This window comes from Legionella sheltonii, from assembly GCF_026191355.1.
Lineage (GTDB): Bacteria > Pseudomonadota > Gammaproteobacteria > Legionellales > Legionellaceae > Legionella > Legionella sheltonii.
The window spans coordinates 108989-121685 of sequence record NZ_JAPHOQ010000004.1; the positions used below are offsets into that span (position 1 = coordinate 108989).

Sequence of the window (12697 nt, forward strand, 5' to 3'; positions counted from 1 at the left end):
CTGGCTCAATAGCGCAATCCTGCATCACTAACATGACCGCTCTCCTAAGATTTAATTATCAATGATAATGAGTAGTACCACCAAAACCACGAGTTGCTACTGTTATGTTAGATTCATGGTGATGGTGATGGTGATGTTGTTGGTAACGACCCTCTTCACAGGTTGCACTGGTTATGATTAATGATGAGAGAATCGCGAGTAGGTCATCATCGCCGGCCTGCTCCAGCCCTTTGGTAATTTCCTCGATTTTACTCGGTTCAAAATCCAGCTCTTTGAGTCGAGATGCTAAATCCCCTGGTTTAGAAAAAGTATGGATACCCACTTCCGCTGCATGCGCTCTGAGTAAAGGTAAATAAGCTTCTTTTTTAGCTTGTAAATCTGATGAGCTAGGTGATGTTCCTTTAATCATATTATATCTTCTTACAACGTCATCAATATATCGAATTGCATCCTCATTGCCTTTGAGTTGGCCCTCACTGCTTTTTTGAATTAAGCCTTCATATCGAGTTTGAAAATCAAATTTGTTTCCTAAGGCATTTTTCACTTCGGGCGTTAACTTTTTTAATGTTGGCATTTTGTCTCCTAGACTAGTTAAATTTCGGGCAGAATACTATCATGGGCCGATCAAGCAATCAACTTTCTGATCTCAATTTAATCAGTAGCTTAAGGAACATATTTTGAGGAATGCAAATTCGAAATTTGATTTAGAGATGAGGTATATAAAATAAGATGAATGTTTTGATATCTTTTCACACTTGTTATTGAAAGCCACTATTCGATAGAATCACAATATCTTTATTACAGGTTTTTTATTAATGATAGAATTTACTTTGATCCAAAAAATATGTATCTGGGCTATTCCCATTTTACTCGCCATTACCCTACATGAAGCGGCTCATGCTTATGTTGCCTATCGTTGTGGTGACACGACTGCAAAAATGTTTGGTCGGTTAAGTTTAAATCCTCTTCGACATATTGATCCGATAGGTACAGTATTTATACCTTTATTGGTTGGTATTTTAACTCAGTTTAACTTTGTAATTGGTTATGCAAAACCTGTCCCCATTAATTGGAACCAATTTCGTCATCCCCGGCGAGATATGATCCTGGTAACACTTGCCGGACCTTTTTCAAACCTTTTAATGGCATTTTTATGGGCTGCTTGCGACAAAATCGCTCTTATATTGAATCCCAATACCTCGATGGCTGTACTATTTCTTTATGCTACCGCACAAGCCGGCGTATTTATTAATTTGATTTTAACCGCATTAAATATTCTCCCCATTCCACCACTTGATGGCAGTCGAGTAGTCATGAGTCTTTTACCTCCCAGACAAGCAATTGCCTATGCAAAAATTGAACCTTACGGTTTTTTTATCTTAATCCTTTTAGTATTTACTGGAATTTTAGGTATGATATTGACCCCACTGATTAATCTGGGACTAATCATCCTAAGTGCCATTTTTAAAATATGATGAATAATCGACAAAATTATATCGAGGCAGTGCGATACTCATATCCATACTGACTGTTTTTGCAACTAACGAATAAAAAAAGAGGTTGTTTTTTTTGATGCGGAGTAAGCGATGGCTATAAATATTCTTGCTGATGCCTCTCTTCCGGGCTTGGAGCAAGCGTTTCCCAAACCCTTTCATTTAACGAAATATCATCATCCTGAGGAAGTTTCCCAATTACTTGCCGGGAAAGAGGTGCTCTTATGCCGGGCTACACTAAAAGTCAACCAATCTTTATTAAAAAATCATTCTTTGCGTTATGTTGCTACAGCGAGTAGTGGTACCGATCATCTCGATCATCTTTGGCTTAATTCCCAAAAAATTCAAATAATCGATGCCAAGGGCTCTAATGCACGAGCGGTTGCTGATTATGTCGTTGCTTGTCTTGCTGTATTAAAACATCAACATCTTTTACGTGGAAATACTGCCGGCATTATTGGTCTTGGAAAGGTAGGTTCTCAAGTTGCTGCTCGTTTTCAGACAGCGGGTTTTAGAGTGTTCAGCTACGATCCACCTAAAGCAGCACGTGAGCACTCTCATAGTTGCAGTTTAGAAGAATTATATCAGGTTGACCTCATATGTATCCATGCAGAATTACACCATACCCCACCCTATCCAAGTGCCAATTTAATTGATGGGGATTTTTTTAACCACTTAAAACCAGGCTGCATCATAATCAATGCGGCACGTGGTGGAATTGTCAATGAAGAAGAACTCCTTAGCACCTCAAAACCACTTATTTATTGTACTGATGTATACCTCAATGAGCCTGAGATTGACAAACGCATTATTGATAAAGCCACCATTTGTACCCCTCATATCGCGGGCCACAGTCTCGAAGCAAAATATGCTGCGGTTTCTATGGTCAGCTCAAAATTACACAAAATAGCAGGACTACCTCTTCCACAATTTGCAGCACCTGAGTTACCTCAGCGCTTAAATTTGGAAAATGATGAATTATGGTACGAATCGATATTAAATATTTATAACCCTCTTAAAGAAACATTATTCTTAAAACAGGCTTTAGATCAAAAAAGCGCCTTCTTAAATTTGCGGAAACAGCATCAAATGCGTCATGATTTTTCTCGGTATCCTATACCATCGCTTATGGGCAATGAAACCAAGTTATTGCTTGGAAAGTAAAAAAAATAAGGCCATTAATATCCTAATTATTGAGTTGATAGGTACGGATAAATCTAAAAATTGTCCATTGTAAATTATGAAATCAAATGATACTCTTTTTGCGATTTTTAAAAAACAAAGGAGTATGTGTTATGTCTTTAGGAATAAAATTATCTACTTTTGCAGCAGCATTAGTTCTAGCGGGTTCTGCTTTTGCAATTGATGCAAGTTGCCCTGATCTGAGTGCTCTTCAGGCAGAAGGAATCTCCATGTCTGAGCAAATTGGTAATGACTTTTACATCGGTTATTCAATGAGTAACTTCGGTTCATCTGCTGAATGGGGTTTTGCTATTGGACCAGTGCAAGCTGATTCAAGTGAAGGTGCTGTAGATGCTTCAAATCAAATTCTAGATAATATGACTACTCCTGGATTTCCTTTGGAACTCGATGAAAATGTATTAGTTTGTTTATATGATACAGGCAATCCTTATGTTTATTCTATTGCTGTTAGAGGTTATGCAATTAGTCCAATGAAGTTAAAGCAATACTTGTTAAAAGCCCACAAGTAAAATCACCAACGCGGTACCTCTCCAGGTTCGATAGGTCAATTCAACCTGGAGTAAATTGGAGTAATTGATTTAACAAGGAATATACTATGTCTTTAAAAGCAAAATTAACCACTTTAGCAGCTGCTTTAGTTCTTACCGGATCTGCTTTTGCACAGGAAGCAGTTTGTCCTAAACTCAATGAGATTCAGTCAGTAGGAATCGAAATGGCTTCCCAACTGGCTTATAATTATTTTATTGGTTATTCAATCAACAATTACAATACCTCTTCAAGCTGGGGATTTGCTATTGGCCCTGTAGAAGCAGAATCTGAAGAAGAAACCATTGAGATAACTAACGATATTTTAGACCAGTTGACGGCGCAAGGAATTCCTGAGCATGGTAAAAACGGTGAGTTAGTGTGCTTCTACGAAACAGGTGATCCCAATCTTTTTGCAATCGCAATCAAAGACTATGTAGATATGTCACCAATGAAGTTTAAGCAATACATCCACAAACACTAAGAAAATCCAGCTGGATTTTGTAGGCTGGGCTTAGCAGCCAGCCTACGCATTCTACAAAGCATCCATCCAATTTATGTTTTGCATTTACTTTTGAATTAATCTTTTCACTACATCCTGATCCGAAAAAGTATGTTTTACCTTACCAATTTGCTGATAAGCCTCATGTCCTTTCCCTGCAATCAAAATGACATCATGTGCATCTGCCTCATTTAAGGCATATGCAATTGCTTCTTCACGATTAAGGAGTTGAATCACATTAGATGGGTTCGAAATTCCATGTGCTATCTGATTGACTATTACTTGTGGATCCTCTGTGCGCGGATTATCACTGGTAATAACAATTTGATCTGCAAGTTTACTAGCAACCCTGCCCATCACAGGTCTTTTAGTTTTATCCCGATCTCCGCCGCAGCCAAATACGACCCACAAACGTCCTTTTTTTAATTGATTTAAGGTAGTTAAAGCATTTTCCAAAGCATCTGGAGTATGTGCGTAATCGACAAGTACATAAGGTGCATTCGCAACAATTTCCATGCGTCCTGGAGCAGCTTTTAATTGCGCCATGACGTCAATTATTTGAGAAGGTGCATAATCAGAAGCTAATAAGCTGCTCCATATGGCTAAACTGTTATATATATTAAATTGTCCTAAAGCTTTTATCCTTAATTGATGCTGTCCCCAAGGTGAATGCACTTCAATTTCAGTACCATTAATATCCATAGACCAATTTACCGCTTTTACATCACAATCGTGTTGAATTCCATAAGTCAACTTTTTAACATGTGGCCTAAGTGCCGCTGCCATTTTTTGTTGATAGGCATCATCTTGATTAATTATCGCCCATTGCAACGATTCTCCAGCAAACAACTGTGCTTTTGCCATTGCATAATTTTCCATATTGAGATGAAAGTCCAAATGATCCAGCGTTAGATTGGTAAATATAGCCTGTGTAAACGCAACAGCATCAACACGATGTTGTGCCAACGCATGAGAAGACACTTCCATACAAACCTGTCTTATACCTTGATTTTTGTATTGGTGTAATAATTTTTGCAAACAAAGGGAATCGGGTGTTGTGTTATCCAAAAGTTGAAGTTCGTTTACATTACCTTGCCCAATAGTACCAATATAGGCAGCTCCCTGCCCCAGTAAATGATGGGCCTGAGCCAATTGATAAGCAATCGTTGTTTTACCATTAGTTCCAGTTACGCCAGTTATTGACAGAAAACGCCCCGGATCCTCGTAAAAAAGTTTTGCAATAATTGCGAGTTGTGTCGCCAATTCAGGAACAGGAATACATGGGATTGTCTCAGGTAAAACACAACCCTCGGGAAAATGAGCAGGATCATAGGCAATCGCAACAGCACCTGCAGACACGGCTTTATCTATAAATAATCGACCATCAGCGGCGGCCCCAGGATAGGCAATAAATAAATCACCTGGCTGGATGCGACGACTGTCATTTTCCAGTCCAGTAATAATACAATCCGATTTTATATGAGGCATCCATGGTTTTAATAATTGTGAAAGTTTCATCACTATTCCTAATTGTTCTAAAGTAGCCTAGATTACAATCTTATCCAAAGATCAAATTACCCTACCAACTCATCAGTAGGTATATTAAATAATCGCAAGGCTCCCGACATGACTTTAGCAAACAAAGGAGCGGCAACTGCTGCAGCATAATAACCCTTACGAGAAGGTTCATGAATGATTACAACGACAACAAATTTGGGTTTTGAAACGGGAGCTATGCCTATAAAACTTGCAGTATATCTTCTATCTTTGTAACCATCTTTTCCTGCTACACGCGCTGTTCCTGTTTTACCTGCCACTCGGTAACCTGGTACCCTTGCAGCTCTGCCGGTACCATCTTTACCCAAAACCGCTTCCATCATTGAAAGAACCTGATGCGCTGTCTCCGGTTTTATCACCTGGACACCTGGAGTGGGTGGATCATTATGCAGTAACGTGACTGGAATCAATTTCCCTTGATTTGCAAAAACCATATTGGCTTTCGCGAGCTGCAAAGCTGTAACCGACAAACCATAACCAAAACTCAAAGTAGCTAATACAAAAGGATTCGCATCTTTTACATTAACAATTCCCCCTTCACTTTCGCCAGGATAAGTACTTTCAGTTCTTTGTCCAAAACCACAACGTTGCAACAAGCCAATTAATTGTTCCGGGGGACTTGCTAACACCATTTTCGTTACCCCAACGTTACTTGAGTGCTGCAAAATACCCGTTACATCCAGAACACCATAATTATGGATATCTCGAACGGTGTGACCATGAACAATCATCCAACTGGGATTCGTGTCAATAATTGTTGTTGGTGAAAACAAACCTGTTTCCAAAGCACTGGCAATACTAAATGTCTTAATCACTGATCCAGGTTCAAATGTATCAGTGACTGCTCTGTTCCTATAAGTATCTTTATCGTAACGTCCGCGTGAATTAGGGTTATAAGAAGGAACGTTAGCCATCGCTAAAATCTCACCGTTTTCTGTATCAACAACGACTACAGAACCCGATTTTGCGGCAAACTCTTCAACTGTTTTGTTTAATTCACTGTATGCTAAATATTGTAATCGTCGATCAATACTTAAAGCCATATCACGTCCAGGACGTGGTTCTTTGATGACCCCTAACTCTTCGATAATTCGACCTAAACGATCTTTAATGACTCTTTTTTTTCCAACAACACCTTTCAACCAATCTTGATATGCAAGCTCTATTCCCTCTAAACCTTGATCATCGACATTCGTGAATCCAATTAATTGGGAGATGCTATCTGAATCAGGATAATAACGTTTGAATTCTTTCTGAAAATTAACACCAGGGATTTTTAATGTCTTTATTTTTTTAGCTAAAGGAGGAGGTAATTGCCTTTGTAGGTAGAGAAATTCTAATTCTTTATTTTCAGCATCTACTATTTTTTTGCTTAATTGTTTGGGAGTCAAATTCAAGTATTCAGCCAAAGACATAAATTGTTCTTTGTCAGGTGAAAATTCTTTAGGATTCACCCAGACAGATTCCACAGGTGTACTAATTGCCAATGGAGTACCATTCCTATCCATGATCATTCCTCTATGGGCAGGAATATCTACAACACGTAAGCTACGCGCATTACCTTGACCTTGTAGAAATTGGCGATGAAGTACCGTTAAATCAACCATACGCCAAATCAAAACGAGCAAAAGCAGAGAAAAAAAGGAAGATACTACAATCAGTCTATTTAAATGAGTTGAGTTTTTCATGGATATTTATCCATCTGTAGCCTAGGTAAGTTAACCGCATCTTCATTAAGTCAAATGAAATCCCGCCCCTCCCAATGGAGAGAGATAAAGCTAGAGGTTGCCACCCGACTCCCCTCATCGTCCTGACAGGCCCTTCTCCCATGAAGAGAGAAGGGAAATTTCCATTAACTCGATGGAGTGCAGTCCAAAACCCCAGGTTTTATTGCACTAAAATTCCCAGGTTACTCCCAGGCTACGTTGTTCAAAACTAAAAGCCAATGGTACTCGTTTAAAACAAAAACTTCTACTGCTGGGCTTGTAACCAGTAAGTATTTTTAGCGGTTGGTAAAACCATTTGTAATTTTTCGGTAGCTAATTCCTCTACTCGCGCGGGGGTAGCCAGGCTGGCCTGTTCCAGAAGCAACTGTCCCCATTGCAACTGCAAATAGTGTGTTAATTGTTCCTGTTGCTCGACTTTATTTAAAGTCACTCGATATGAATTGGTACTGTATACCACTGCCAAAGCACTCACTAATACAGCAACTAATAATATAATCAGCATGTATAATGATTTAGACATTTGCATATCTGCCAGTTGACCATTAAATAAAGTCCCTTGATTGATTACTCTCGCTGCAGCATTCATGCTAATTTCTCCCCTATTCTCAATACAGCACTTCGAGCCCTGACGTTCTCTTTTACTTCACTTTCTTGAGGCATAATCGCCTTGCCTATTCTTTTAAAATTTGTGGTTAATTCTTCATGGCGAATCGGCACTTCCGGAGGTGGCTTTTCCCCTTGTTCTTTATCACGCATAAATTGTTTGACGATGCGATCTTCAAGAGAGTGAAAGCTAATCACTGCCAATCGACCTTTGGGTGCCAAAACATTGATGCATTGCTCCAAACAACTCTTTAAATCGTTTAGCTCTTGATTGATATGAATTCGTATCGCCTGGAACACACGAGTTGCGGGATGCTTGTGCTTTTCCCATTTTGGATTTGCTTCCTTCACAATTTCCGCCAATTGCAAGGTTGTAGAAATGGGCGCAATGCTTCGAGCAGCCACAATCGCCTTTGCAATACGGCCTGCAAAACGCTCTTCTCCGTATAATCGGAACACAGAAGCCATTTCTTCTGCTTCTGCCTCATTAACAAATCGAGCAGCACTCATAGGTTGAGATAAGTCCATACGCATATCTAATGGCCCTTGCTGCATAAAGCTGAAACCTCTTTCAGGATTATCCAGCTGCGGTGAAGACACCCCTAGGTCCAACAAAATGCCATCCACTTTTCCCAACACGTCTGCTTCGCGAGCAAATTCTTCAATTCGTGCAAATGAGCCTTGGAAGATATGGAACCTTTTATCCTGACCAAAATGATCTGTGGCATACGCAATTGCATCTATGTCTTTATCTATGGCATATAAACGACCCTGATCGTTTAAATGACGTAAAATTTCTCTACTATGGCCACCTCGGCCAAACGTCCCATCAAAATAGATGCCACCACTTTTAATGGCCAAGCCTTTTATTGACTCATGAAGTAATACTGATTGATGCATTGCCATTTAATTGTTTCCATTACAAAGAAAACGTTTTCATTTCATCAGGTAACCCACCAGTTCCAGAGCTTTCCTCAGCCAACCACTGTTCACGCCGGGTTTCCCAAAGATCCTTATTCCATACTTCAAATTTATTTCCTTGGCCTATCATCACTACATCTTTTTCCAACTGCGCATAAGTTCTTAAAACTGTAGGTAACAACACCCTTCCATTTGCATCAAGCTCAACATCAGTCGCATGACCAATCAATAGACGCTGAATTCTTCGTGCTGCTGCATTAAAACTGGGTAATTTCTGCAAATTATCTTCAATTATTTGCCATTGAGTCGCCGTGTAGAGCAGCAAGCATGTTTCCTCGGTATCGATAGTCACCACCAAAGGCGTTTTTTCTTCAGCACCCAACGCGAAACGATAACGCGTAGGGATTGCTAAGCGCCCTTTAGTATCAATGGTGATGGCATTTATTCCACGAAACATGGCTTTCATTTATGTGGAAGTTTTTTTCCCTCCACAATTCTCCACTTTTTTATTATTTTACCCCACTTTTATACACTATAGAAACACATTTCTCCATGCGTCAAGATAAAAACCCACTTTTTAATTAATTTATTTGGGAATTACAAAATTGATGAACAAAAACAGGGCTTTGTATGGAATTTTTGATCAAAACCAGTTGAATTAAGGTGCAGTAGAGACCACGGGATTGAATACACTTTTAAAGTTTCTGTAATTGACTTATTTAAAGCAAATATCTCTGGACAAATGTAAAGACAAACCGCAAAGATTCAACACGATTCATTGAACAAGCACTTATGACTCACGTGAATTAATTGTGGCCATCATGGCAAGTTTATATCCAAACTTAAAAGAAGATAGGATATAATAAGGTAAAGATTTTAAAAAAACTACTTTTTAAAGCCGGAGCAAAAAAGTGAGTCAAAACCCAAATCTAACACAAGTTCAACTCCTAATAGAAAACCTCGAAAAAACATGGGAATCTATTGCTGACTGTAACCCATACCAAAACACTTCAAAAATGGATCGTGTTAATGACCGAATTGGGTCAATCAGAGTGGTAACTAATGACATAACACAGAAAGCTTTTTGGGATGAACAACAAGAGTTATACAAAACATTGTTACCCGAATTTAACCGATTAAAACAACAGTTCAGTCACGCATTAAACAATTTATTGCAAGTAAATAATAAGGTACATAAAGAACAATTCGAGAGAGCAGTAAAAAACTATTATCAAGGTTTAAAAGCGCTTAAGTTTTGTCAACTCATAATGGCTGAGTCTTTATCTCACCCTAATCGATTAAAAGGAGAGCAATTTCCCAAACGGATTGAGTTTTTAAATGAGCAATATGAGTTTTTGAAGCAGGAAATAGAATCATATAAAACGAATATTTGTTTGCTCGGTGACAAAAAGATTGGAAATTACATTGGTAAGCATAATGAAACCTCGCTTAAATCAATTGCTTCATTATATGAAGATGCATACACACAATCTTGGGGTGATTGGGCATGGATAAAAAAATACTTTCGAAACAGCGACAGAGCTCAAGAAATTGAATTTTTAAATCGACTATCGAGGCAGCAGGATTGTGATGAGCTCATGCAGGTCCAAGCAGCTGCTCTAATTCATAATAAAATTCTTGCTTCAGAATTTTATGGTAGCAGCAGTCAGCTTGGCAAACTATTAGGAAAATTTTTAGAAGGAAAAGAACACCCTGAAGGTGAATATGGCAATTTAGCTGAATTTCTTGAGCAGCATGTAGACATTAAAGAAAGTATGCCGGAAAGTTTAAAACTCTATTTTGAAGAAAACCAAGAAAAACGCAGTGCGAACACCATTTCTAGGTTTTAATTTCGATAATTAATCCAGCTTCTCAGGTGGTTCCTAAGGACAATTTGCTGAATTATAAGTTCTAATTAAAGGGTAATTGCTGCACGGTTATTTTTGAGTCACCTAATTAGGGTAAGTCCCCTTAATTAATTGTTCATCAGCGCAGCTAATCTTATGCCTTGCAGAACCAGATCAGGGACGAGATGATCATACAACTCTTGTTTTTCAAATAAAGAAGCAAATCCCCCCGTAGCTAATACCAGAGCTTTTTCTGTCCCAAAGGCTTCCTGTTTCAGACGTTGAATCAATTCTCGGCAGGCACCAATTGCACCGTAAAAAACACCAGACTGAATACTTTCTATCGTTGAACGCCCAACTGCATTTTCAATTTTTATTATTTCCACGGCAGGCAGCTTCGCCGTATTTTTTGATAAAGCATCTACTGAGAGTCTAACACCTGGCAAAATAGCCCCTCCCATATATGCTTTCTGCGCAGTAATGACACAAAAAGTGGTTGCGGTACCAAAATCAATCACAATCACGTTTTGGTTTGGATAGGTATGCGTCGCAGCAATTGCATTGGCAATTCGGTCAGCCCCCACTTCTATAGGGTTACGATATTTGATGTTCAGCCCTGTTTTAACCCCCGCTTGTAGCAGAAAGGGCTCTAAAGAAAAATACTTAACACATGCCGCACGTAGTGAATAATCAACTTGAGGAACTACAGAACAGATGCCAATTTGTTTAATTGCTTCAGGAGAGCAATTATTCTCCCTTAATACACTTTTTAAAAAAATTCCCAGTTCATCTGATGTAGTTACTTTAGATGTATGGCGAAAACGAAGCTTTATTTCTTCTCCATCAAAGACGCCACCATAGATATGAGAATTTCCAACATCAATACAAAGAATCATAATGCCACATGTTTGTTTTTTAAAAATAGGATAGTAAATTGTGATTCCCTGATTAGCAAGGTGTTATTTGAAAAAACGACTACCGGGTCTGTTTACACTTTGTCACCATATGCACCCAGGGTCTCCACGCTTTAGTATTATGTTCATTGGAGATCCCTTGTTGCACTCGGATGATGGGAGTAGGTAAAAATGAAGGGAAGTAGAATTAGAAGCAAATCCTATAAAAAAAGCCCTGCTTATGCAGGGCAGTTGTAGTGATTGATATGTTTTTTATTCACGTTAATTTGACACAATCTTGAAAACGCTCTCTGCTGTCAAATGAATTAGTATGGTTTAACAATCACTGTAGTACCAATGTCAGCAAAGTCTTCGTTTAACCATTTTGCTGCACTAGGTAAAACCCGGATACAACCATGGCTTGCATTGTAGTTGGGTACTTCATATGCTGCATGGATGGAGTAACCACCATGGAAATGCATACAATAAGGCATTCTTGCGCCACCATGTGTTTCCAAGGGATAAATACTGGAAGTACAATCTTCCCCTTTTTTAGAATAAATACTATATGTTCCGGTAACAGTACGGCATGGTTTACCTGCATCTTCGCAGAAATCTTTACCCCCGGAAGCACTGCCTGTATTCACCCTATTACCCTCTTTATCGTAAGCTGCCCATGCAGTGGCTTTAGGATCAAATACAATCACTTTTTTCCCTGTTGCTGGTCTTTTCATAGGAAAATAATTAGATCCCTTATGGTCAGATTGCATACTCATTGTATAGTGCGTGTACCCCGCATCATCTACAATAGGCACTGATCTATCCATGGAAGCACAGGATGTAGCTAAAGCACATACTGGAACTAACACTAGATATTTTTTCACTTTATTTCTCCCTCTTCTTTTCTTCTTTATCGGGAGATTTAAAAATAGGTTTAGGGTTTTTTATAAATTTTTTTTACATTGTGCTTTTTTTGTGATCTCAAAGATTATTTAATGATTATTTTTTTGGTTGTTTTGGGAGCATATACTGAATCGCGCGCATTAACTGTTTATCAGTACATTCAAAGCATCCTCCCCTAGGTGGCATTGCATTTAAACCTTCATTACTATGCTCAAAAAGTACTTTCATTCCCTGTTTTAAACGCACTTTCCAATCCGCTTCCTCGCCAATTCTCGGTGCCCCTAAAGAAATTAATGGCTTACTTGCATGGCAGTTTGCACAAAAATGGTGATAAATTTGCTCCCCTTCATTTTTGTCACCACTAATTGATTTTAAAAATTCTTGAGGATGATGACTGTCTGCATAAACAGGAAATTGGACCATCAATAAAACTACAGCATAAATGCTAAAACGTATCATCATGTAATACTCCTGAAAATTGGCATAGTATTTGCTAAGTACAACAAGTTACTCAAAGAGGGAT

The 12697-nt window shown here is 38.7% G+C and carries 14 protein-coding genes; 5 read left to right on the forward strand and 9 right to left on the reverse strand.

Annotation, left to right across the window (positions count from 1 at the left end):
- Positions 1 to 58 precede the first annotated feature (58 nt).
- The gene (locus tag OQJ26_RS05670; RefSeq protein ID WP_265702921.1) at positions 59 to 574 is read right to left on the reverse strand and encodes a coiled coil protein; all 516 of its coding nucleotides are present in this window, start codon (positions 572 to 574) and stop codon (positions 59 to 61) included.
- A gap of 241 nt (positions 575 to 815) precedes the next feature.
- Between OQJ26_RS05670 and OQJ26_RS05675 the strand changes: the two genes are divergently transcribed.
- The 4 genes from OQJ26_RS05675 (at position 816) to OQJ26_RS05690 (ending at position 3705) form a co-directional block, all read left to right on the forward strand.
- Entirely contained in the window at positions 816 to 1475 is a 660-nt protein-coding gene (locus tag OQJ26_RS05675) for a site-2 protease family protein (protein ID WP_265702922.1), read from the forward strand.
- A gap of 117 nt (positions 1476 to 1592) precedes the next feature.
- On the forward strand, positions 1593 to 2657 hold the full coding sequence (locus OQJ26_RS05680; RefSeq protein WP_265703061.1) for a 4-phosphoerythronate dehydrogenase: 1065 nt from the start codon (positions 1593 to 1595) through the stop codon (positions 2655 to 2657).
- A 131-nt stretch (positions 2658 to 2788) separates the two neighbouring features.
- The gene (locus OQJ26_RS05685; protein WP_265702923.1) at positions 2789 to 3205 is read left to right on the forward strand and encodes a DUF4949 domain-containing protein; all 417 of its coding nucleotides are present in this window, start codon (positions 2789 to 2791) and stop codon (positions 3203 to 3205) included.
- A gap of 86 nt (positions 3206 to 3291) precedes the next feature.
- Positions 3292 to 3705, forward strand: a complete 414-nt coding sequence (locus tag OQJ26_RS05690; RefSeq protein WP_265702924.1) for a DUF4949 domain-containing protein — start codon at positions 3292 to 3294, stop codon at positions 3703 to 3705.
- A gap of 84 nt (positions 3706 to 3789) precedes the next feature.
- Here OQJ26_RS05690 and OQJ26_RS05695 read toward each other — a convergent pair whose 3' ends face one another.
- The 5 genes from OQJ26_RS05695 to mraZ all read right to left on the reverse strand — a co-directional run bounded on the left by OQJ26_RS05695 (position 3790) and on the right by mraZ (position 8988).
- The gene (locus OQJ26_RS05695) at positions 3790 to 5241 is read right to left on the reverse strand and encodes a UDP-N-acetylmuramoyl-L-alanyl-D-glutamate--2,6-diaminopimelate ligase (protein WP_265702925.1); all 1452 of its coding nucleotides are present in this window, start codon (positions 5239 to 5241) and stop codon (positions 3790 to 3792) included.
- 56 nt (positions 5242 to 5297) lie between these two features.
- Positions 5298 to 6968 carry a peptidoglycan D,D-transpeptidase FtsI family protein gene (locus OQJ26_RS05700; RefSeq protein ID WP_265702926.1) on the reverse strand — a complete coding sequence of 557 codons (1671 nt, stop codon included), beginning with the start codon at positions 6966 to 6968 and terminating at the stop codon, positions 5298 to 5300.
- Positions 6969 to 7251: 283 nt separating this feature from the next.
- On the reverse strand, positions 7252 to 7593 hold the full coding sequence (gene ftsL, locus OQJ26_RS05705; RefSeq protein ID WP_265702927.1) for a cell division protein FtsL: 342 nt from the start codon (positions 7591 to 7593) through the stop codon (positions 7252 to 7254).
- Positions 7590 to 8516, reverse strand: coding sequence for a 16S rRNA (cytosine(1402)-N(4))-methyltransferase RsmH (gene rsmH, locus OQJ26_RS05710; RefSeq protein WP_265702928.1), 927 nt, complete (start codon positions 8514 to 8516; stop codon positions 7590 to 7592). The genes ftsL and rsmH overlap by 4 nt, the downstream gene beginning before the upstream one ends.
- 13 nt (positions 8517 to 8529) lie before the next feature.
- Positions 8530 to 8988: a division/cell wall cluster transcriptional repressor MraZ gene (mraZ, locus tag OQJ26_RS05715; protein WP_265702929.1), complete on the reverse strand. Its 459-nt coding sequence runs from the start codon at positions 8986 to 8988 to the stop codon at positions 8530 to 8532.
- A 454-nt stretch (positions 8989 to 9442) separates the two neighbouring features.
- On the opposite strand from mraZ, the gene OQJ26_RS05720 reads away from it, so the two are divergent.
- Positions 9443 to 10381 carry a hypothetical protein gene (locus tag OQJ26_RS05720; protein WP_265702930.1) on the forward strand — a complete coding sequence of 313 codons (939 nt, stop codon included), beginning with the start codon at positions 9443 to 9445 and terminating at the stop codon, positions 10379 to 10381.
- Between the two features lie 125 nt (positions 10382 to 10506).
- On the opposite strand, the gene OQJ26_RS05725 is transcribed toward OQJ26_RS05720, so the two are convergent.
- The 3 genes from OQJ26_RS05725 to OQJ26_RS05735 all read right to left on the reverse strand — a co-directional run bounded on the left by OQJ26_RS05725 (position 10507) and on the right by OQJ26_RS05735 (position 12636).
- On the reverse strand, positions 10507 to 11274 hold the full coding sequence (locus OQJ26_RS05725; RefSeq protein WP_265702931.1) for a type III pantothenate kinase: 768 nt from the start codon (positions 11272 to 11274) through the stop codon (positions 10507 to 10509).
- Between the two features lie 323 nt (positions 11275 to 11597).
- A complete protein-coding gene (locus OQJ26_RS05730; protein WP_265702932.1) occupies positions 11598 to 12155 on the reverse strand; it encodes a L,D-transpeptidase in 558 nt (185 codons plus the stop codon).
- A 115-nt stretch (positions 12156 to 12270) separates the two neighbouring features.
- Positions 12271 to 12636, reverse strand: coding sequence for a c-type cytochrome (locus OQJ26_RS05735; protein ID WP_265702933.1), 366 nt, complete (start codon positions 12634 to 12636; stop codon positions 12271 to 12273).
- Positions 12637 to 12697 lie beyond the last annotated feature (61 nt).